The 20,608-nt window shown below is 71.0% G+C and carries 19 protein-coding genes; 11 read left to right on the forward strand and 8 right to left on the reverse strand.

The annotated features are described in order from the left end of the window. Positions 1-3: 3 nt before the first annotated feature. Positions 4-783, reverse strand: a complete 780-nt coding sequence (locus tag IEY61_RS03200; protein ID WP_189040696.1) for a CoA-transferase subunit beta — start codon at positions 781-783, stop codon at positions 4-6. Then, on the reverse strand, positions 780-1,598 hold the full coding sequence (locus tag IEY61_RS03205; RefSeq protein ID WP_189040697.1) for a CoA transferase subunit A: 819 nt from the start codon (positions 1,596-1,598) through the stop codon (positions 780-782). Before IEY61_RS03205 ends, IEY61_RS03200 begins: the two co-directional genes overlap by 4 nt. Positions 1,599-1,867: 269 nt before the next feature. Here IEY61_RS03205 and IEY61_RS03210 point away from each other — a divergent pair, with 269 nt between their 5' ends. The 6 genes from IEY61_RS03210 to IEY61_RS03235 all read left to right on the forward strand — a co-directional run bounded on the left by IEY61_RS03210 (position 1,868) and on the right by IEY61_RS03235 (position 7,924). Beyond that, the gene (locus tag IEY61_RS03210; RefSeq protein WP_229705642.1) at positions 1,868-2,704 is read left to right on the forward strand and encodes an ABC transporter permease; all 837 of its coding nucleotides are present in this window, start codon (positions 1,868-1,870) and stop codon (positions 2,702-2,704) included. Further along, positions 2,701-3,498 (forward strand): ABC transporter permease, encoded by a 798-nt coding sequence (locus tag IEY61_RS03215; RefSeq protein WP_189040698.1) that lies wholly within the window; start codon positions 2,701-2,703, stop codon positions 3,496-3,498. Before IEY61_RS03210 ends, IEY61_RS03215 begins: the two co-directional genes overlap by 4 nt. After that, positions 3,495-4,310, forward strand: coding sequence for an ABC transporter ATP-binding protein (locus IEY61_RS03220; RefSeq protein ID WP_189040699.1), 816 nt, complete (start codon positions 3,495-3,497; stop codon positions 4,308-4,310). Before IEY61_RS03215 ends, IEY61_RS03220 begins: the two co-directional genes overlap by 4 nt. Continuing rightward, the gene (locus IEY61_RS03225; RefSeq protein ID WP_189040700.1) at positions 4,310-5,770 is read left to right on the forward strand and encodes a benzaldehyde dehydrogenase; all 1,461 of its coding nucleotides are present in this window, start codon (positions 4,310-4,312) and stop codon (positions 5,768-5,770) included. Before IEY61_RS03220 ends, IEY61_RS03225 begins: the two co-directional genes overlap by 1 nt. A 74-nt stretch (positions 5,771-5,844) precedes the next feature. Further along, positions 5,845-6,609: an IclR family transcriptional regulator gene (locus IEY61_RS03230; protein WP_229705643.1), complete on the forward strand. Its 765-nt coding sequence runs from the start codon at positions 5,845-5,847 to the stop codon at positions 6,607-6,609. A gap of 145 nt (positions 6,610-6,754) precedes the next feature. After that, the gene (locus tag IEY61_RS03235; RefSeq protein WP_189040702.1) at positions 6,755-7,924 is read left to right on the forward strand and encodes a 4-hydroxybenzoate 3-monooxygenase; all 1,170 of its coding nucleotides are present in this window, start codon (positions 6,755-6,757) and stop codon (positions 7,922-7,924) included. A 12-nt stretch (positions 7,925-7,936) separates the two neighbouring features. On the opposite strand, the gene IEY61_RS03240 is transcribed toward IEY61_RS03235, so the two are convergent. After that, positions 7,937-9,124, reverse strand: coding sequence for an epoxide hydrolase family protein (locus IEY61_RS03240; RefSeq protein WP_189040703.1), 1,188 nt, complete (start codon positions 9,122-9,124; stop codon positions 7,937-7,939). 194 nt (positions 9,125-9,318) lie between these two features. Here IEY61_RS03240 and IEY61_RS32065 point away from each other — a divergent pair, with 194 nt between their 5' ends. Both IEY61_RS32065 and IEY61_RS32070 read left to right on the forward strand, forming a co-directional pair. Then, complete coding sequence (locus IEY61_RS32065; RefSeq protein WP_373293087.1) at positions 9,319-9,942, forward strand: PepSY-associated TM helix domain-containing protein; 624 nt, start codon at positions 9,319-9,321, stop codon at positions 9,940-9,942. After that, complete coding sequence (locus IEY61_RS32070) at positions 9,939-10,790, forward strand: PepSY-associated TM helix domain-containing protein (protein ID WP_373293088.1); 852 nt, start codon at positions 9,939-9,941, stop codon at positions 10,788-10,790. The genes IEY61_RS32065 and IEY61_RS32070 overlap by 4 nt, the downstream gene beginning before the upstream one ends. Positions 10,791-10,889: 99 nt before the next feature. On the opposite strand, the gene IEY61_RS03250 is transcribed toward IEY61_RS32070, so the two are convergent. The 3 genes from IEY61_RS03250 to IEY61_RS03260 form a co-directional block, all read right to left on the reverse strand. Further along, positions 10,890-11,798, reverse strand: coding sequence for an oxidoreductase (locus IEY61_RS03250; RefSeq protein WP_189040704.1), 909 nt, complete (start codon positions 11,796-11,798; stop codon positions 10,890-10,892). Between the two features lie 115 nt (positions 11,799-11,913). Beyond that, positions 11,914-12,864 carry an ABC transporter substrate-binding protein gene (locus tag IEY61_RS03255; protein ID WP_189040705.1) on the reverse strand — a complete coding sequence of 317 codons (951 nt, stop codon included), beginning with the start codon at positions 12,862-12,864 and terminating at the stop codon, positions 11,914-11,916. Positions 12,865-13,040: 176 nt separating this feature from the next. Then, the gene (locus tag IEY61_RS03260; protein ID WP_308424542.1) at positions 13,041-13,490 is read right to left on the reverse strand and encodes a transposase; all 450 of its coding nucleotides are present in this window, start codon (positions 13,488-13,490) and stop codon (positions 13,041-13,043) included. Positions 13,491-14,038: 548 nt separating this feature from the next. On the opposite strand from IEY61_RS03260, the gene IEY61_RS03265 reads away from it, so the two are divergent. The 3 genes from IEY61_RS03265 (at position 14,039) to IEY61_RS03275 (ending at position 16,409) form a co-directional block, all read left to right on the forward strand. Further along, positions 14,039-14,338: a hypothetical protein gene (locus tag IEY61_RS03265; protein ID WP_189040706.1), complete on the forward strand. Its 300-nt coding sequence runs from the start codon at positions 14,039-14,041 to the stop codon at positions 14,336-14,338. Continuing rightward, on the forward strand, positions 14,335-14,742 hold the full coding sequence (locus IEY61_RS03270; protein WP_189040707.1) for a hypothetical protein: 408 nt from the start codon (positions 14,335-14,337) through the stop codon (positions 14,740-14,742). Before IEY61_RS03265 ends, IEY61_RS03270 begins: the two co-directional genes overlap by 4 nt. A 287-nt stretch (positions 14,743-15,029) precedes the next feature. Next, positions 15,030-16,409 carry an extracellular catalytic domain type 1 short-chain-length polyhydroxyalkanoate depolymerase gene (locus IEY61_RS03275; RefSeq protein WP_189040708.1) on the forward strand — a complete coding sequence of 460 codons (1,380 nt, stop codon included), beginning with the start codon at positions 15,030-15,032 and terminating at the stop codon, positions 16,407-16,409. Between the two features lie 70 nt (positions 16,410-16,479). Here the strand turns inward: IEY61_RS03275 and IEY61_RS03280 are convergent, their stop codons facing one another. Beyond that, positions 16,480-18,504 (reverse strand): cellulose binding domain-containing protein, encoded by a 2,025-nt coding sequence (locus IEY61_RS03280; protein WP_229705644.1) that lies wholly within the window; start codon positions 18,502-18,504, stop codon positions 16,480-16,482. Positions 18,505-18,897: 393 nt separating this feature from the next. Then, positions 18,898-20,526 carry an isovaleryl-CoA dehydrogenase gene (locus IEY61_RS03285; RefSeq protein WP_189040710.1) on the reverse strand — a complete coding sequence of 543 codons (1,629 nt, stop codon included), beginning with the start codon at positions 20,524-20,526 and terminating at the stop codon, positions 18,898-18,900. Between the last annotated feature and the right edge of the window lie 82 nt (positions 20,527-20,608).

A 20,608-nucleotide genomic window follows, 5' to 3' on the forward strand; every position in this document is an offset into this window, starting at 1 on the left:
CGCTCATGCCGGCCCTCCGCTCGGCGTCGACCGCTTGGTGGCTTCCAGGGCGCGCAGGACGGTGAGTTCGTCGGCGGTGGGCGGTTCGCCGGTGGTCAGCTCGTCAGCGACGGCGAGCGGCCAGCCGGTGGCCGCGCGGGCCTGCTCGACGGTGACGCCGGGATGCAGCCGGGTGAGGGTGAGCTCGCAGGTGGCCGGGTCCGCTTCGAGGACGCCGAGGTCGGTGATCACCGTACGGGGTCCCCCGCCGCGCAGGCCCAATCGCTCCCGGTCACCCGGCCCGGCGCCGAAGCCGACCGAGGTGACGAAGTCGACGCGCTCGGTGAAGGTCCGCAGGCCCTGCCGGACGACGACCACCACCTCGCGACAGGAGGCGGCGATCTCCGGTGCTCCGCCGGCGCCGGGCAGGCGTACCTTCGGGTCGGTGTAGTCGCCACCGATGACGGTGGTGTTGATGTTGCCGTACCGGTCGAGCTGCGCGGCGCCGAGGAAGCCCACGTCGATGCGGCCGGGCTGGAGCCAGTAGTTGAACACCTCGGGCACGGAGACCACCGCGTCGGCGGTGTCGGCGAGCACACCGTCGCCGATGGACAGCGGCAGCCGGTCGGGCTTGGCCCCGAGACAGCCCGACTCGTAGATCAGCACGAGGTTGGGGGCGTGGGTGGCGCGGGCCAGATTGGCCGCGGTGCTGGGCAGCCCGATCCCGACGAAGCAGGCGGTGCCGTCGCGCAGTTGCCGGGCGGCGGCGACGGTCATCATCTCGTCGGCCGTGTAGTCCGTCATGCCTGCACCTCCACCTTGCGCACGTGCCGCTCGATCCAGTCGGCGAAGGTGTCGCGATCGCGGCTGATCGCGTCCCAGGCCCGGTAGAAGTCGTTGTCCCGCACGGAGTAGCCCTGGGTGTACGAGGGGTGGGATCCGCCGGGCACCGCCGCCACCGCGGTGACCGCCCAGCCGGGCAGCACGACCTGTCCGGGTACGGGTTCCAGCTCGTCGACGATCTCCTCGACGGTGACCAGCGACCGGTGCGCGGCCAGCACTGCCTCCTTCTGCACCCCGGTGATGCCCCACATCTGCACGTTGCCGGCGCGGTCGGCCCGCTGGGCGTGCACCACGGTCACGTCGGGCCGCAGGGCCGGAACGGCGGTCAGCGTCTCCCCGGTGAACGGGCATTCGATGGGGCGGATGTTGGTGGTGTGCCGCGGCAGGTCGGTGCCGGTGTAGCCGCGCAGCACGGCGAAGGGCAGGCCGGAGGCGCCGGCGACGTAGCGGTTGGCCATGCCCGCGTGGCTGTGCTCCTCCAGCTCCAACGGAACCGGCCAGGAGTTCTGCACGGCGTCGCGGAAGCGGTGCAGCGAGCCGACGCCGGGGTTGCCGCCCCAGGAGAAGACCAGCCGGCGCGCGCAGCCGGCGCCGATGAGCTGGTCGTAGATGACGTCGGGCGTCATCCGGACCAGGGTCAGGTCACGTCGTCCCTGTCTGATGATCTCGTGGCCGGCGGCGAACGGGATGAGGTGTGTGAAGCCTTCCAGCGCCACCGTGTCCCCGTCGCGGACCAGTTCCGCGACGCCGTCGGCCAACGAGACGAGCTTCGCCATGAGCCTCTCGCCTCCTGCGATTCGGTCGTCCGCGCGACTGGGTGTTCGGCATGCGGACTCACGTACTTATCTCGAACATAATGCTCGACAGCAGCATCCGTCAACGCGCCGCGAACTGTATTGTTTTGCGGACGGGGCTCGAGTTGCCGAAATCTTGATCTTGCGCCGGCCCGTTGACGCGAGCCAGGCCACGTGGAAACGTTCTGAATGAGAACAGCCGTTCGATCAGCGAACAGATCGGAAGGTCCCTCCGTGGCGGAGCTGCTGGCGTGACATCCACCCCCGCACCACCGACCCGTGCACCACGGGTCGACGGCACCCGGCGCACGCGGCTGCCCGGCAACACCGCGCTGCTCGGGGTGCTCGGCTTCGCCACCTTCCTCGCGCTGCTCGAGGTGGTGCCGCGGCTCGGCATCGTCGCACCGGGCTACCTGCCGCCGGTCAGCCGCATCGGGGTCGCCCTGGTGGAGCTCGCCGGCGAGTCCGCCTTCTGGACCGCCCTCGGGGACACCGTCCGGGGGTGGTTCCTCGGGCTGCTCATCGCCGTGGCGCTCGGCATCGTCGTCGGGTTCGTCCTCGGCGCCACACCGATCCTGCGGGAGGCCACCGCCTCCACGATCGAGTTCCTGCGCCCCATCCCCTCGGTGGCGCTCATCCCACTGGCCGTGCTGGTCTTCGGCACCAACCTGCGATCGGTGCTGCTGTTGGTGGTCTACGCCGCGTTCTGGCAGGTTCTCGTCCAGGTGCTGCACGGCGTGCAGGACGTCGACCCGGTCGCCCAGGAGACCGCCCGCACCTTCGGCCTCGGGCGGCTGGCCCGGATCCGGCACGTCACCTGGCCGACCGCGCTGCCGTACCTGCTCACCGGTGTGCGCCTGGCCGCCGCCGTGGCGCTGATTCTCGCCGTCACCGCCGAACTGGTGATCGGTGCCCCCGGTCTCGGCAACGAGATCGGCGTCGCGCAGTCCGGCGCCGCCGTCGCCCGGATGTACGCGCTGATCATCGTCACCGGGCTGCTCGGTGTGGCGGTCAACGTACTGGCCCGCCAGCTCGAAAGGTTGCTGCTCAGGTGGCATCCGTCGATCCGCCGGGAGGTGCCCGCATGACCGCTCTGCTCCGCCGGGCAGCGCGGAACACCCTCGCCGCTGCGGCGCTGCCGATCGCGCTGCTCGCCCTCTGGTGGGTGTTCACCGCCGACAGTGACAGCTACTACCTGCCGCCGCTGTCGGACATCCTGGCCAGCGTCGACGACGTGTGGCTGCACTCCGGCCGGCTCCGCACCGACGTGCTGCCCAGCCTGCTGCGCCTGCTCGCCGGATTCACCCTCGCCGTGCTGCTGGGCGTCGGCGTCGGCGTGGCCATCGGGTCGTCGCGCCGCCTGCGGGCCTTCTGCGAGCCGGTGCTGGAGTTCCTCCGGGCGATCCCGCCACCGGTGCTGGTGCCGGTGCTCATGCTCTTCGCCGGCATCGGCAACACCATGAAGGTCCTGGTCATCGTCTCCGGCTGCGTGTGGCCGATCCTGCTCAACACCGTCGAGGGCGTCCGGGCCGTGGACCAGGTCCTGCTCGACACGGCACGCTGCTACGGCGTACGCGGACCCGCCCGGCTGTGGCACCTGATCATCCGATCGGCCAGCCCGCAGATCGTCACCGGCATGCGGCAGGGGCTCTCCATCGGGATCATCCTCATGGTCATCAGCGAGATGTTCGCCGCCAGCAACGGGCTCGGCTTCAGCATCATCCAGTTCCAACGGACCTTCGCCGTCACCGAGATGTGGACCGGCATCCTGCTGCTCGGGCTGCTCGGCTTCCTGCTCGCCACCGCCATGCGGGTCTTCGAGCGGCGCGCCCTGAACTGGTACCTCGGCCTACGGCAGACCCAGCGGGGAGGAGACCGATGACCGGGACGCTGCTCGACGTACGCGGCGTACGCAAGGTGTACGAGGGGCACGGCCGCAGCGTGGAGGCGATCCGCGACCTGACCTTCACCGTCGCCAAGGGCGAGATGGTCTGCGTGGTCGGCCCGTCCGGCGCCGGCAAGACCACCCTGCTCAAGTGCATCGCCGGGCTGCTCGCGCCGACCAGCGGCGAGGTGGTGCTGGAGGGCGAGGCGGTCGCCGGGCCACCGCCGGGCATGGCGGTGGTCTTCCAGGAGTACGGCCGCAGCCTGTTCCCGTGGATGACCGTACGGGGCAACGTCGAGCTGCCGCTGAAGCAGAAGAAGCTGCCCAGGGCGCGCCGGGTGGAGCTGCTGCACCAGGCGCTGGACGCGGTCGGTCTGGGTGACGTGCACGGCGCGTACCCGTGGCAGCTCTCCGGCGGCATGCAGCAGCGCGTCGCCATCGCCCGGGCCATCGCGTACGAGCCGCGCATCCTGCTCATGGACGAGCCGTTCGCCGCGGTCGACGCGCAGACCCGCGCGGACCTGGAGGATCTGGTCCGGTCGCTGTGGCAGGGGCTCGGGGTGACCACCCTGTTCGTCACCCACGACATCGACGAGGCGGTCTACCTCGGCCAGCGGGTGCTGGTGCTCTCCGCCGCGCCAACGCTCGTGCTCGACGACGTCACCGTCGACCTGCCCGCCGAGCGGGACCAGCTCTCCACGCGCTCGTCGGCCCGCTTCGCCGAGCTTCGTGGGCACCTCTTCGCACAGATCCAGCGGGCCAAGACGTACCACCCGCCCGACCCCCCGCACCCCCCTGGAGGAAACTGATGTCCCTGCTCGATAACGGAACCTGGCACGGCACCCTGTACAGCGACGGCTGGGTCCAGGCGGCCGGCGGCACCGCCGCCGTGCGCTCCCCCGCCACCGGCGAGGAGATCGGCCTGGTCGGCGTGGCCGACGCCGACGACGTGGCGCGGGCCTGCGCCCGGGCCGCCGCCGCGCAGCAGGCGTGGGCCGCCACCGGCTACACCGAGCGGGCCGCCGTGCTGCGCCGGGCCGGCGCGTTGTGGGAGCAGCACGCCGCCGAGGTCGGCGACTGGGTGGTCCGCGAGTCCGGGTCGATCCCGCCGAAGGGCGTCCTGGAGACCACCACCGCCGCGCAGGAGTGCTACGAGGCCGCGACGCTGCCCTCGCATTCGCTCGGCGAGATCATTCCGAGCGCTCAGCCGCGGCTGAGCCTGGCCCGCCGGCTACCGGTCGGCGTGGTGGGGGTCATCTCGCCGTTCAACGCCCCGTTGATCCTGGCGATCCGCTCGGTCGCCCCGGCGCTGGCGCTGGGCAACGCGGTGGTGCTCAAGCCGGATCTGCGCACGGCGGTCTGCGGCGGGCTGAGCATCGCCCGGGTCTTCGAGGAGGCCGGGCTGCCCGAGGGTCTGCTGCACGTGCTACCGGGCGGCGTGGCCACCGGCGAGGCGCTGGTCGCCGACCCGCACGTGCGGGTGATCAGCTTCACCGGGTCGAGCGCGGCGGGCCGCAAGGTCGGCGAGGCCGCCGCCCGGCACCTGAAGCGGGCCCACCTGGAGCTGGGCGGCAACTCCGCCCTGGTGGTGCTCGACGACGCCGACCTGGACCTCGCCGTCTCGGCCGGCGCGTGGGGTTCCTTCCTGCACCAGGGGCAGATCTGCATGACCACGGGCCGGCACCTGGTGCACGAGAGCCTCGCCGAGCGGTACGTCGCCGAGTTGGCCGCCAAGGCCGACCACCTGCCGGTCGGCGACCCCGCCAAGGAACAGGTGGCGCTCGGGCCGATCATCGACGAGGCGCAGCGCGACAAGATTCACTCACTGGTCACGGCCAGCGTGGACGCGGGCGCCCGGCTGGCCGCCGGCGGCACCTACGACGGGCTGTTCTACCGACCGACCGTGCTCGCCGACGTCACCCCGGACACCCCGGCGTACGCGCAGGAGGTCTTCGGCCCGGTCGCCCCGGTGCTCACCTTCACCGACCTGGACGAGGCGGCGGCGCTGGCCGGCGCCAGCGAGTACGGCCTGTCGCTGGGCATCCTCAGCCGCGACGTGATGAAGGCGATGGCGCTGGCCGAGCGCATTCCCAGCGGCATCGTGCACATCAACGACCAGACCGTCAGCGACGAGGCGGTGGCCCCGTTCGGTGGGGTCGGCGCCTCCGGCACCGGTTCCCGCTTCGGTGGGGCGGCGGCGAACGTGGAAGCCTTCACCGAGACGCAGTGGCTGACGGTACAGGGCGACATCACCCGCTACCCGTTCTGAGAGACTGCCGCACACGGTTCGGGGCGAGGAAGGGAGTTGCCGTGGCAGGCGGAAGCCGGACCCCCGGCGCATCGGTGACCTCGCGTGTCCTGGCCGTGCTGGGCGCGTTCGACGCGGCCCACCCGGCGTTGACACTCAGCGACATCGCCCGGCGCAGCGGGCTGCCGCTGGCCACCACGCACCGGCTGGTCGCCGAACTGGTGACCGGCCGGGCGCTGGCCCGCGCCGCCGACGGCAGGTACACCATCGGCGTCCGGCTGTGGGAGGCCGGGCTGCTCTCGCCGCTGCACACCCGGCTGCGCGAGGTGGCCCTGCCCTACCTTCAGGAGCTGTACACCACGGTGCGGGAGAACGTGCACCTGGCGGTCTGGGACGGCGACGAGGCGCTGTACGTGGAGAAGGTCACCGGGCACAAGTCGGTGCCGACCATCTCCAGGACCGGGGGACGGCTGCCGCTGCACGCCACCGGCGTCGGCAAGGCGCTGCTGGCGTACGCCCCGCCGGAGGTCGTCGCCGCGCACCTGCGCCGACCGTTGCGCCGCTGCACGGCGTACACCGTGACCGAGCCGGGCCGGCTGGCCCGCGAGCTGGCCACCGTGCGGGAGCGCGGCTGGGCGCTCACCCACGAGGAGATGACCCTCGGTTCCTGCTCGGTCGCCGTCCCGGTGCGCGACGCCGACGGGGTCGTCGTCGCCGCGATCGGCGTCGTCGGGCACAGCCTCGGCGCCAACCCGCAGCGGCTCGTGCCGGCGTTACGCGCGGCGGCCGACGGGGTCGCCGCCCGGTTGGCCGAGGCGGCGCAGTCCTCGATTCGCCCAGTGCAGCGGAGAAGCGCCTGAGCATGCTCCGGCCAGGTGAATGCCCGGATCGAGCCAGCCTTCCACTGAGTGGAAAGCGACAGCGGCGGCGCGGGACGCGATCGGGCAGGCTGGTGCGCCGGGTGACCATGTCGCCCCCACCACCGCAAGCGTCAAGGAGGCACGGATGCGTACCCAGGTCGGCATCATCGGAGCAGGCCCGGCCGGGCTCATGCTGTCGCACCTGCTGCACCGGCAGGGCATCTCCTCCGTGGTGATCGAGAGCCGCAGCCGGGAGTACGTGGAGCACCGGTTGCGCGCCGGGGTGCTCGAACAGGGCTCGGTCGACCTGCTGCGGGAGACCGGCCTGGGGGCGCGCATGGACCGCGAGGGGATGCGGCACGAGGGCATCGAGCTGCGCTTCGACGGCGAGTCGCACCGGGTGCCGATGACGGAGTTGACCGGCCGGGCGATCACCGTGTACGGGCAGCAGGAGGTGGTCAAGGACCTGATCGCCGCCCGGCTCGACGCGGGCGGGACCATCCTGTTCGAGGCGCCGGCCGAGCGCCTCTCCGGGCTGGACTCGGCGCCGGTGATCCACTTCCGGCACCAGGGCCGGGAGGAGGAGCTGCACTGCGACTTCGTGGTCGGCTGCGACGGCTACCACGGGATCAGCCGCCCGGCGGTGCCCGACGGGGTGCTGACCACCTACGAGCGCACCTACCCGTTCGCCTGGCTGGGCGTGCTCGCCGCCGCCCCGCCCGCGGTGGACGAGCTCATCTACGCCCACCACGAGCGGGGTTTCGCGCTGTACAGCATGCGGTCGCCGCAGATCTCCCGGCTGTATCTCCAGGTGCCCGCCGACGAGGACATCGCCGACTGGCCGGACGAGCGGATCTGGGCCGAGCTGCGCACCCGGCTGGAGACGGTGCCCGGCTGGAAGCTCAACGAGGGCCCGATCCTGGAGAAGGGGATCACCCCGCTGCGCAGCCTCGTGGTCGAACCGATGCAGTGGCAGCGGCTCTACCTGGCCGGCGACGCGGTGCACATCGTGCCGCCCACCGGCGCCAAGGGCATGAACCTGGCCCTGGCCGACGTGACGCTGCTCGGTGACGCCTTCGCCGCCTGGTACGCCGACGGCAGCACCGAACTGCTGGACGGCTACTCCCGCACGGCGCTGCGTCGGGTGTGGCGGGCCCAGCAGTTCTCCTGGTGGATGACCTCCATGCTGCACCGGCTCAACGCCGACGACCCGTACGAGGCGAAGCTCCAGTCGGCGACCCTGCGGTACGTGACCACCTCGCGGTCGTACGCGACCAGCCTGGCGGAGAACTACGTCGGCCTGCCGCAGGTCTGACCCCGACCGGGTTCAGCGCAGCTTGCCGAAGAAGGTACGCAGGTCGGCGACGAAGAGGTCCGGCCGCTCCATGGCGAAGAAGTGCCCACCGCTGTCGTACTCGGCCCAGTGCACGACGTGGTGATCCCGTTCCGCGAGGCGTCGGATGGTGACGTCGCGGGACCGGGACACCAGCACGCCGGTCGGCACGGTGGGCCGCTGCCCCGTCCCCCAGTCGCCCACCGCCGCGTCGGTGCCATCGTCGGACCAGGCGTTGCCGTCGTCGGTGATGTCCTCGTAGTAGACCTGGGCGGCGGAGCCGGCCGTGCCGGTCAGCCAGTACAGGCTGACGTTGGTCAGCAGGCGGTCCCGGTCGATCGCGTCGTCGAAGTGCCCGTCGGCGGGGTGGTCGGTCATCCGCTGGAACATCTCGACGATCCAGGCGAGCTGCCCGGCCGGTGAGTCGTGCAGCCCGTACGCCAGAGTGTGCGGCGACTTCGCCTGGATCTGGAGGTATCCGTCGTTGTAGGCGGTCAGCGCGGCCAGCCGCTGCTGCTCGGTCTCGGTGAGCCCGTCGAGTTCGCCCGGAGCGCCGCTCGGGAAGGTGAGCAGCGCGTTGACGTGCACGCCGAGCACCCGCTCGGGGGCCAGCCGGCCGATCGCCGGCGCGACGAACGAGCCGGTGTCCCCGCCCTGCACGCCGTAGCGCCGGTAGCCGAGCCGGTCCATCAGCTCGACCAGGGCACCGGCCATCCGTTCGCTGCCCCAGCCCGGCCCGGACAGCGGGGCGGAGAAGCCGAAGCCGGGCAGCGACGGGATCACCAGGTGGAACGCGTCGGCCGGATCGGCGCCGTGGGCGCGTGGGTCGGCGAGCGGCCCGGCCGCGTCCAGGAAGTCCAGGAACGAGCTCGGCCAGCCGTGCAGCAGGAGCAGCGGCGTGGCGTCGGGCTCGGGTGAGCGTACGTGCAGGAAGTGCAGCCGCTGCCCGTCGACCTCGGTGAGGTGGTGCGGCAACTTGTTCAGCTCCGCCTCGTACGTACGCCAGTCGTAGCGGGTACGCCAGTGCTCGGCCAGCGCCCTGAGGTAGCCCACCGGCACGCCACGGCTCCAGCCGACCTCGGGCAGTTCGTCGGGCCAGCGGGTGTTGGCCAGGCGCGCGGCCAGGTCGTCGAGCTGGGCCTGGGGGATGTCGAGGCGGAACGGAACGATGTCGTTGATCATGCGATCGACGCTACGGGCCGGTCAGGTCAGTTCCGGTCCTAAATAGGAACGGCAACGACACCGGCGGGAGCCGGACCGGCCACTGATCCGACCAGATGCTCGAAGCGGCGAGCATCCGGGCGACGGCAGCACCACTGATCCGAGGGGCGCGGATCAGTTCGCACGAATACCTTCTAGTCCGATCGGAAAAGTGTATGTCTCTGACCGAAGCCCCCGGCGCACCGATGCCGGAGTCCACGCCCGGCCCTGAGCCCACCACCGCCCAGCCGGCGGCCCGCCCGCCACGACGCCCCTCCCCGCTGGCGGCGATGCTGCTCCGCCTGCACTTCTACGCCGGCATCCTGGTCGCCCCGTTCCTGGTGGTGGCCGCACTGACCGGCCTGGCGTACACCGTCACGCCGCAGCTGGACCAGGCCCTCTACGGCGACCAACTCACCGTGGCCACCGTCGGCGACCAGCCCCGGCCGCTGGCCGAGCAGATCACCGCGGCCCGGACCGCCCACCCGGACGGCACCCTCGCGGCCGTGGCACCCGGCATCGGAGAGCACACCACGCGGGTGGTGTTCTCGCTGCCGGAACTGGGCGACCGGCAACACACCGTCTACGTCGACCCGTACACCGGCGAGGTGCGGGGGCAGCTCACCACCTGGTTCGGCTCGACCCCGCCACCACCTGGCTCGACGACCTGCACCGCAATCTGCACCTGGGCGACCTCGGGCGGCACTACTCGGAGATCGCCGCCAGTTGGCTTTGGGTCCCGGCGCTCGGCGGCATCGTGCTGTGGTGGCGTCGCCGGCGCACCGGACGCGGCCGGGTGAAGCACCTGCTGGTGCCCGACCTCTCGGCCGGCAAGGGGGTCCGGCGTACCCGGGGATGGCACGCCACCACCGGTGTCTGGCTCGCCGTGGGGCTGCTCATCCTCTCCGCGACCGGTCTGACGTGGTCCCGCTTCGCCGGGGGAAACCTCGCCGCCGGGCTGGACGCGCTCGACGCCCGGCGACCCGCGCTGGCCACCGCGCTGGAGGGCGCGTCCGCCGTCGGCGGTGGCGAGCACCAGCACGGTGGCGCGCCCGCCTCGGCGGCGGTCGACCCGGCCACCTTCGACCGGGTCCTGGCGGTGGCCCGCGACGCCGGCCTGTCCGGGCCGGTCGAGATCAGCCCCGGCGAGCCCGGGGACGCCTGGGCGGTCGCCCAGACCGACAACACCTGGCCGGTGGGGCGGGACCAGGTCGCCGTCGACCCGGACGCCGACGCGGTGACCGCCCGCAACGACTTCGCCGACTGGCCGGTGCTGGCCAAGCTCAGCGCCCTCGGCGTGCAGGCGCACATGGGTCTGCTCTTCGGTACGGTCAACCAGATCCTGCTCGCCGCGCTCGCCGTCGGCCTGCTCTGCGTCATCGTCTGGGGCTATCGCATGTGGTGGCAGCGGCGCCCCACCCGCCGTGACCGGCCTGCTTTCGTCGGAGCTCCGCCCGCCCGCGGCGCCCTGCGCGGGCTGCCCTGGTGGGCGCTGCTGGTCGGCGTACCGGTGGTCGCCGCGGTCGGCTGGGCCCTGCCGGGGTTCGGCGTTCCCCTGCTCGGCTTCCTCGTCGTCGACGTCGTGCTGGGTGCGCTGGCCCGGCGACGCGACGGCCGGCAGGGCGATCCCATCCCCACCGCCAGCTGACCCCGGCCGGTTGATCGACACCGTTTCGGCGGGATGGCGGTATCCGCTTCCCCTGGACCCCGCCATTCCGCCGAAACGGATGCCGCGTCTCGCCCGTCGTCACGTCGGTAGGTCGTACGTCACCTCGGTCAGCCGTTCGCTCTCCACCCAGAGCCGCCGCGCCAGGGCGATGTCACGCGCCCGCTTCGTCGTGGTGACTCGGACCGGCGGGCCGGCGTACTGGAAACGGTGCGCCGGCCCCCAGTAGCTGCCGCTCTCGGCGTCCGGGTCGGTGGCCGCGCGCACGGTCGGCAGCGCCCCGTCGTGCGTCGTCATCGCGAGCGCCCGGGCGACGGTGTTGACGAAATTGTCCCGGTGTCCACGCTGGCCGGTGTAGGCCCAGCCGGGGTGCGCGGCGGTGGACCGCAGCGGCGAGCCGGCCGCGGCCAGCCGACCGTGCAACTCCAGGACGAACAGCAGGTTCGCCAGCTTGCTCTGGGCGTACGCGGCGAACCGCTGGTAACGCCGCCGCTCCCAGTTGAGATCGTCGAAGTCGATCCGGCCGGTGCGGTGGGCGTTGCTGGCGACGGTGACGATCCGCGCCGCCGGGGTGGCCCGCAGCAGCGCAAGCAGGTGGCCGGTGAGCGCGAAGTGGCCGAGATGATTGGTGCCGAACTGGAGTTCGAAGCCCTGCCGGGTCCGCTGCAACGGGGGATACAACACCCCGGCGTTGTTGATCAGCAGATCGAGCCGGTCATGGTCGGCACGGAAGGCGGCGGCGAACGCGGCCACCGAGTCGAGATCGGCCAGGTCGAGCCGGGCGACGCTCACCTCGCCCGCCGGGAACTGCTCGCGGAGCCGGCCGGCGGCCGCCGCGCCCCGACCCTGGTCGCGGCAGGCAAGGACGACCCGCGTGCCCCGGCCGACGAGCATCCGCGCGGTCTCGAAACCCAGCCCGCTGTTGGCTCCGGTGACGATCGCGGTACGCCCGCTCTGGTCAGGAATGTCGTCGTACGTCCAACCTGCCATGCCCACCCCTCCCCCACCGATAACCGCGTTGATCATGAGGTTAGCGGCAGTCTTCGATCTTCAAACTGCCGCTAACCTCATGATCAACGGAAGGGCGCCGGCCCCGGGCCGTGGTTTAGGGCAGCAGTTTGTCGAGGTCGGGCTTGGTGGTGAGCAGGCCGTCGGTCACGGCCAGATCGGCGAGCGCCTGCACCGAGTCGCGGTTGATCTCGGCCGGCCACTTGGGCAGGATCATCGTCGCCCGGACTTCCGGCGCAATCTTGGTGTAGCCGCCCAGCGCCGTCCGCACCTCGTCCGGGTGGCTGTCCGCGTACGCCAGTGACTCCTTCATCGCTTCACTGAAGCGTTTGACGAGATCTGGATTCTGGCTGGCCAGTTGAGTCGAGGTGAAGTACATGGCGACGGTGAGGCCCGGTGCCGCGTCGACATAGCTGGACGCGATCTTCCGGGCCCCCGCGGTGAGCGCCGCCTGCTGGAACGGCTCGACCACGAAGATGGCGTCGACCCGGCCGGACTGCAGTGCGGGGCCCTGGTCCGGGAACGGCAACTCGACGAACTTCACCGCCGACGCGTCCCCGCCGTCCTTCCGGACCGAGGCCCGGACGGTGGTGTCGACGATGTTGTTCAACGTGTTGGCGGCCACCGTCTTGCCCGCCAGGTCCTTCGGCGACCGGATCGGACTGTCGGCCCGCACGAACAGGCCGGCGAAGTCCTGGCCGTCCACTCCCGTCGAACTGTTGCCGTTGCACACCACCTTCAACGGCAGGTTCTTCGACTGGCCGAGCAGAAGCGAGATCGTGTTGCTGAAACCGAACTGGTAATCCCCGCTGACGACGGCCGGGATGATGGCCGCACCGCCCTGGGCCGTCGTCAGCGTCAGGTCGATGTCGCGACTGCTGAAGAAACCCTTGTCCTTGCCGAGGTAGACCGGTGCCACGTCCGCGATGGCGATGACGCCGACGTTGACCTTGTCGGGCTGGCCAGGGGATGTGGCTTTCTCGGCACCACACGCGGCACCGGCCAGCATGGTCGCCGCGGCAACGAGCGTAACGAGGACACGTCGCATCGATTCTCCATCCACTTGGGCTGATGAGCGGAAGGGCCATGGCTGCGGGTCCAGGTCCGGACGCTGACCAGTGGAACACAAAATCAACTTTCATGACAGTCTATGCCTCAACAGGCCGCTGAGCTGCCAACAGCGGGAGTGTCAAGTTAACGGCTGATCTTGGTTTGTTGAGGTGGTCAGTGGTTGGCCGGGGTGAGCCGGCCGTCGAAGGCGATCTGGAAGGCGTTCAGTGGTGCCTTCCAGCGCATGGTCCACCGCCGGCGGCCGGCGCCGGTCGGGTCGAGGCTCATCAACGCCATGTACACGCACTTGAGCGCGGCTTGCTCGTTCGGGAAGTGGCCACGAGCTCGCACGGCCTTGCGAATGCGGGCGTTCACCGACTCGATCGCGTTCGTGGAGCAGATGACCTTGCGGATCTCGACGTCGAAGGCGAGGAACGGGACGAACTCGGCCCACGCGTCGGACCAGCTCATCCGTGACCGCACCCACCGCCTCCACAGCCGGCTCCTGCCCAGAGGTGGTCTCGGTCGGTCGACGACGGAACGGGCGAGCGTTTCGTGGCCGAGCACCCCGATCCCGACGTTCCCTGATCTGAGGAGCGACTTTCCGGACGACGAACGCAGCACCCGCCGCTGATTGCGTGCCCCGGCAGCACTGGGGCGTACGCGTCAACTTCTGCGAGCGGATCGCGATGAGCGACGGCAACGCGCTGTTTGTCTTCCAGTTGTACGGAGTCAGAACGAGCGCGGATAGCCTCCGGGCCTCCCAGATCGCGGGAGACGGTACGTAGATCTTGGACAGTTCTCGTTCCGGCGAAACGGGAACTGTCCAAGGTCTACGGGTAAGTGCGGCGAGGACGTGACCACGCGACGCCGTCTCGGGATCAAACCCGCCGTAGCTGTCGAACGCCGTCGCCACCGCCGCAGCCCAGCGGCGACACGCACCGCAGCCTCTACCCGGCGGCGCAGCAGCAAATACGCGAAGCCGAGATCCACGGCCGGTTCCGCGCCGGAGATTCCGACCAGTCGATGATGCCGCCGAATCGAACCAGTGACCCCGTCGGTGTGAAATGAGTACGCGTGCGGATACGCCAGGCCCCGATGCCGTGCCAGGATTCGCGGGCATGGATGGTGTGAAGACACGACGTAGGGCGTCGTTCGGGTTGAGTCTGCTTGTGGCGCTGGGGTGGTATGCCACCGTGATCGCCGCGGTTCTCGTCGGTCGGGCCGGGATACCAGTTGCACCGGATCGAGACTGCGCAGCGGTGTTCAGTTGCATGACGCCGGGCCAGGAAGTCATCCTGCTGATGATCATCGCCGGGCCGGTTCTCGTGGCTCTGCTGATCATCACGCTGCCGGTCACCGCCCTGCTCGCGCGCTGGGTCTCCTCCTCGATCGTCACCGGCACCCTGGCGGCGCTGGGCAGCGTCGTGGCCGCGGCGGCGGTCGGCATGCTCTGGCACGGTGGTCGATGAAGCGCGTCGGATTCGGCGTACTGCTGTGCACCTGGCTCTACGGCGTACCGTTCCTGCTCATCGTGGGTCTGATCCGGCGCACCTCGTCGCCGTACCTGCCGACCAGGGCGGCGGCGGAGGGATTCGGAACGACCACCGACACCATTCTGAGCACTGCGCTGCTGCTCAATCTGGCGCTGCCGGTGGTCGGGACGCTGCTCGCCGGGCTCGTCGGCGACCGGGAGTGGACGCGCCGTTTCCTCTGGTCTCTGGCGGGCGTGGCGCTGATCTATGTCGCCGTCTCGATTGCCGGAAGCGCGGCCACGGCACCGTTGGTCGGTCACACCCCGAGCGATGAGGAGCCGGCGCCCCGCATCACGCAGTGCATTCCGATCAGCGGCGGTCGTGGCTGCCCGGGTGGGTGATCGCGGCGTACCCGAAAGCTCGATCATGGATGACCGCGATCATGGAATTCCGAAACTATCGATATCTGCAAGCATCTTGCTCGAGCCATCGATGGAAGCGCATACTTTGGCTACGCGCGAGCTGCGGATTGGCACGATATGCACCGTTGGCAGGGCGAGGTGAACGGACGCGTGTTCCGTAGGGCAGCACCTCCCGCATCGCGATACCGGTCCTCACTCCTCGGTTGACAAAGGGCGCGTCGGCGCCGTCTTCACCGTGGCCGGGGTCCGGTGTCGATCCGTACTCCATGGAGGTCAACGTGAAACGAACCACAGCGGCGCTGGCATCGCTGGCCGCCGCGCTCCTCTTCGCCGCGACGGGCGTCGTCCTGGCCGCACAGCCGGCCGCCGCCGCGTCCCTGGTCGAGGTGACGAACTTCGGTAGCAACCCGGGCAACATGCGGATGCACATCTACGCGCCGGACAACCGGCCGGCCAATCCCGCCATCGTGGTGGCCATGCACGGCTGCGGCGGCTCCGGCCAGGGCTTCTACTCGGGCAGTGAGTTCGCCCGACTCGCCGACCAGTACGGCTTCCTGGTCATCTACCCCACCGCGACGCAGCAGGCCGGCTTCGGCAACTGCTTCGACGTGTGGTCCGCCGCGTCCAAGCGGCGCGACGGCGGCAGCGACCCGGTCTCCATCATGTCGATGGTCAACTACGCGCAGCGGCAGTACGGCGGCGACCTGCAGCGGGTCTTCGCCACCGGCAGCTCGTCGGGCGGGATGATGACCCAGGCCCTGATGGCGCTCTACCCGGACGTGTACAAGGCCGGCGCGGCGTTCATGGGCGTACCGTTCAACTGCTTCGCCAACGCCGCCGACTTCCCACCCACCAACAGCCAGTGCGTCAACGGTCGGATGGACCGGACCCCGCAGCAGTGGGGCGACGCCGTCCGGCAGGCCTACTCCGGCTACAGCGGGCCCCGTCCCCGGGTGCAGCTGTGGCACGGCACCGCCGACAACCTGATCCCCTTCCAACTCCTCCAGGAGGCGGTCGAGCAGTGGACGAACGTGGCCGGGTTGAGCCAGAACCCCACGTCCACTGACACCCCGCAGGCCAACTGGAACCGCCGCCGCTTCGCCGACTCGTCGGGCACCGTGCGGGTGGAGGCGTACGCCATCCAGGGCGCCGGGCACAGCCTCCCGTCGTCCGGCATGGCCCGGGTCGCCATCGAGTTCTTCGGTCTGACCGGCAGCAACCCGCCGCCCACCACCGCACCGCCGCCGCCCACCACCGCACCGCCGCCGCCCACCACCGCACCGCCGCCGCCCACCACCGCACCGCCGCCGCCGACCACGCCGCCGCCCGGCTCGACGTCCTGCCGGGTGCAGTACACGGCCGACTCGTGGAACAACGGCCTGGTCGCCAACATCACCGTCACCAACACCAGTACGAGCCCGGTCAACGGCTGGACGGTGCAGTGGACCTGGCCCAACAGCCAGCAGGTCACCAACGCCTGGAACGCCACCATCACCCAGAGCGGCAACCAGGTGACCGCGCGCAACGTCGCCTACAACGGCACGATCGGGGCCAACCAGAGCGTCAGCTTCGGTCTACAGGGCACCCACAACGGCACCAACACCGCGCCCAACCGGTTCACCCTCAACGGGGCCGCCTGTTCCTGACCCCGACCCGTCCCCCGGTGCCCCGGCCGTCCTGCGGCCGGGGCACCGGTCGTTGCCTACCGCGCGGGCGTCAGAGCGCGGTGCAGAGCGTGCCGTTGAGCCGGAAGGCGGTCGGTACGACGTTCGGGCCGCTGTACTCGCCGACGAAGCCGGCGCTCACCGTGCCTCCGGCGGCGAGCTGACGGCTGTCGTCGGTGCTGGTCACCCGGACGTTGGTGCCGGTCTGTTCCCAGTTCGCGTTCCAGCCGCTGCCGATCCGCTGCCAGGACGTCGGCCAGGTCCAGGTCAGCGTCCAGCCGTTGATCGGCCGCTCGGTGTTGTTGACGATCTCCACCGTCGCCACGTAGCCGTTGCCCCAGTCCGTGTCGTTGGTGAAGCGGACGCCACAGGCGCTCTCGGCCGGGCTTCCGGTGGTGAAGGTCAGTGGCGGCGAGGCCCAGGAGACCCGACCGGCAGTGTCGCGGGTCAGCACGTTGACCGTGTACCTGCTGCCGGGGTTGAGGTTGCCGACGGTGAGCGAGGTGCCGGCGGTCTCGCCGAGTTGCTCGCTGACCGCGCCGAACTGCCGGTGGACCTCGTACTTGGCGATCGGGCTGGCGCCCGGGGTGGCCGCCGGCCAGGAAATGGTCGCGCTCCGGTCGGTGACCGCGCCGGCGCTGGGTTGACCGGGTGCGCCGGGTGCGCCGGTCGCCGGAACCGCCGGGCGGACCACGAGGGTGGTCAGGGAGTACGGCGGCAGCGTCCGGCTGGTCGCGCTGCCGCTCTGGCTGGTGGCGATGGCGGTGGCGCCGTTGGTGTGGGTGTGGACCGTCGGCGCGGCGCTCGACGGGGCGAAGCCGGCGTAGTCGATGGTGACCGGGTAGCTGTTGTCCGGATCCTTGTTCACCAGCAGCACCGCCACCTCACCGTTGCCGCGCCGGACGGCGTGCGCGGTCACCAGCGGCTGGTCGGTGCCGGCGCGGATGAACTGGTCGCCGGTCTTCGCGAAGCGGCTCATCATGGACAGCCCGTGGTACGCCGCGAACGGCGTGTTCACCGGCGGTTCGCAGACCGCGCCGTCGGAGGTGCAGGTGCCGCTGGAGAGGAGCCCGAAGTCGCCGTAGTCGGTCTGCCCTGCCACCGTCGTCACCCGCCCGATGCCGTTGTGCACGTTCCACCAGTGCACCGTGAAGACGCCGTTGGCCAGCAGCCCGCTGTAGGCGTCGGCCAGGAAGAGCGCGGCGGGTTGGCTGGTCATGCCGTCGGCCGTCACGTTGATCTCGGTGAGGCTGATCCCGATCCGCGCGGCGTTCGGGCCGGCGTACCGGGCGATCTGCTGCCGGAGCAGGTGGACCGCGTCGGGGATGTGGCTGGTCCGGGGCAGCGATTCGCCGGCGTTGCCGCCCGGGTACCAGTGCACGTCGACGAAGTCGATTTTCGGCCCGGCGATGGAGAGCACGGTCTGGTTCCAGGGGCCCGGATCGTCACCGGCGGTCAGGCCGTCCGGCCAGTTGGCCGGCATGGTCAGCACCGCGCCGACCTTGATGGTGGGGTCGACGGCCTTCATCGCCTCGGCGTAGGAGACCACCAGGTTCGCGTAGTAGGTGGCGCTCTTGTCGGGATGGTGGTCGGCCTCCCAGCCGGACCCGTAGTGCCCGTTGCCGTAGTTCTCGTTGCCGACCGTCCAGTACCGGGCGCCGTACCGCTTCGTCACGTTGGCGTAGCGCACCCAGTCGGCGGCCTCGGCCGGGGTGCCGGTGCCGTAGTTCGCGATGATCATCGGTTCGGCGCCGACCCGCCGTGTCGCGGCCATGAAGGTGTCGAAGTCGGTGCCGGGAGCGACGTAGCCGCCGGGTGCGGTGTGGTCGCGCCAGTGATAGATGTCGGCGTACGAGCCGCCGGGGTAGCGCATCATCTGCACGCCGGCCGTCTTGAGCAGGTCCGACGTCTCGTTGGTGCCCAGGTGCTGGTCCCAGATGGCGTGGTTGACGCCGAGTGCGGTGCCGGGCACGGTGGCCAGCCCGGCCCGCGCGTTCACGGTGACGGTCACCGGCGCGGTCGCCGCGCCGGCGCTCGGGGCGTTGATGCCGGTCCACACGCTGGTGACGAGCAACATGCTCGCCACCAGCGCCGCGCGAGCGCGCCGGGGCAGCGGCGACGTAAGGGCGGGGCGTCGAACACCGTGCCTGTTCGGGATTCTCATGGTTGTCCTTATGGTCACGAGCGAAATCCGCCCGACCTGGCCCTTCGAGGGCCTCGGCATAGGCGGACGAGGAAACGACGAACTCATCTGCCGCCGCCCGCCGCAGGCCATGGCGGCCCCGGCTGCCCATCGGGCGACGGTCACTCGCGCGCGCGACAACGCATCGACGGATCAGCCTCCCACAGCGCCCGAGCACCGCTCAAGAACAAACGCGAAAAGCGCCCACCCACACGTGGGACAGGCGCTTTCGGCGAATCTTGGATTGGAGTGGCCCTCTGGGGCGGAAAATGTCCAAGCTCTCCAGGATCAGGTCAGTTTGGGGGTGGCGCGGTCGATAATGGCGGCGAAGTCGACCCCGGCGGGCAGGGTGCCGTAGGCGTGGCCACGGTCGCCGCCGAGCCGGGAGGCGCAGAAGGCGTCGGCTACGGCGGGGTGGCCGTACCGCACCAGCAGCGCGCCCTGGAGCAGCAGCGCCAGTTGTTCGACCACCCGGCGGGCCCGCACCTCCAGGTCGGCCGGGTCGGCCAGGGCGGCCAGCGCCTGGCGCGCGGCGGCGTCGAGTCGCGGGTCGGCGCCGGCGGCGGCCGCCACCTCGGCGCGGAACGCCGCCATCACCTCGGGCTGACCGGCCAGCGCGCGCAGCACGTCCAGCGCGGCGACATTGCCCGACCCTTCCCAGATCGAGTTCAGCGGCGACTCGCGGAACAGCCGCGGCATGCCGGACTCCTCGACGTAGCCGTTGCCGCCCAGGCATTCCAGGGCCTCGGCGGCGTGGCCCGGCCAGCGCTTGCAGACCCAGTACTTGCCGACGGCCAGGGCGATCCGCTTGAACGCGGTCTCCGTCGCGTCACCGCGCGCGGACCGGTCGGTCGCGCCGGCGAGGCGCATCATCAGCACCGTGGCGGCCTCGGACTCCACCGCCAGGTCGGCCAGGACGTTGCGCATCAGCGGCTGGTCGACGAGGTGCCGGCCGAAGGCCCGCCGGTGGGCGGCGTGGTGCGCGGCGGTGATCAGGCCCTGCCGCATGCCGGCCGCCGCGCCGATCACGCAGTCCAGGCGGGTCAGGTTGACCATGTCGATGATGGTGCGTACGCCCCGACCCTCGTCACCGACCCGCCAGGCGACCGCGTCGTCGTACTCCACCTCGCTAGAGGCGTTGGAGCGGTTGCCAAGCTTGTCCTTCAGTCGCATCAGCCGCATCGGGTTGCGGCTGCCGTCGGGGAGCACCCGCGGGAGCAGGAAGCAGGTCAGCCCGCCCGGCGCCTGGGCCAGGGTGAGGAAGAGGTCGCACATCGGCGCGGAGGTGAACCACTTGTGCCCGGTCAGGCGGTAGCTGCCGTCGGGCTGCGGACGGGCGGCGGTGGTGTTGGCGCGTACGTCGGAGCCGCCCTGCTTCTCCGTCATGGACATGCCCGCCAGCAAACCGCGCTTGGTCAGCGGCGCCCGCAGCCCGAAGTCGTACGCCGTGGTGGTGAGCAGCGGCTCGTAGCGTGCGGCCAGGTCCGGGGCGTGCCGCAGCGCCGGCACCGCCGCGTAGGTCATCGAGATCGGGCACCCGTGGCCGGCGTCGGGGCGCCAGGTGTAGAACTTCGCGGCCCGGGCGACGTGCGCGCCGACCCGGTCGTCGGCCCAGGGCGCGGCGTGCAGGCCGTGGCCGACGGCGGTGCGCATCAACTCGTGCCAGGAGGGGTGGAACTCCACCTCGTCGATCCGGTGGCCGTAGCGGTCGTGGGTACGCAGCACCGGCGGGTGTTCGTTGGCCAGCCGGCCGTGCTCGATCGCCGGCTCGGTGCCGGCGAGCCGGCCGAGTTCGCGCACCTCGTCGGTGGCCCAGCCGGCGCCTTCGCGGGCGAGCCCGTCGAGCAGCGCCGGGTCGTCCGCGGCGTCGTGGCCGGCCAGGGGTGGAACCTGGTTGAACACCTCGTGTGTGGTCACGGGACGACTCCAAGCGCGCGGCGGGTGAACGGAGAATTGAACCATCGTTCAGTTCTCGACGGCAACACCGCCAACCCGCTTG

It is taken from the genome of Micromonospora sonchi (assembly GCF_014646235.1).
Taxonomy (GTDB): domain Bacteria; phylum Actinomycetota; class Actinomycetes; order Mycobacteriales; family Micromonosporaceae; genus Micromonospora; species Micromonospora sonchi.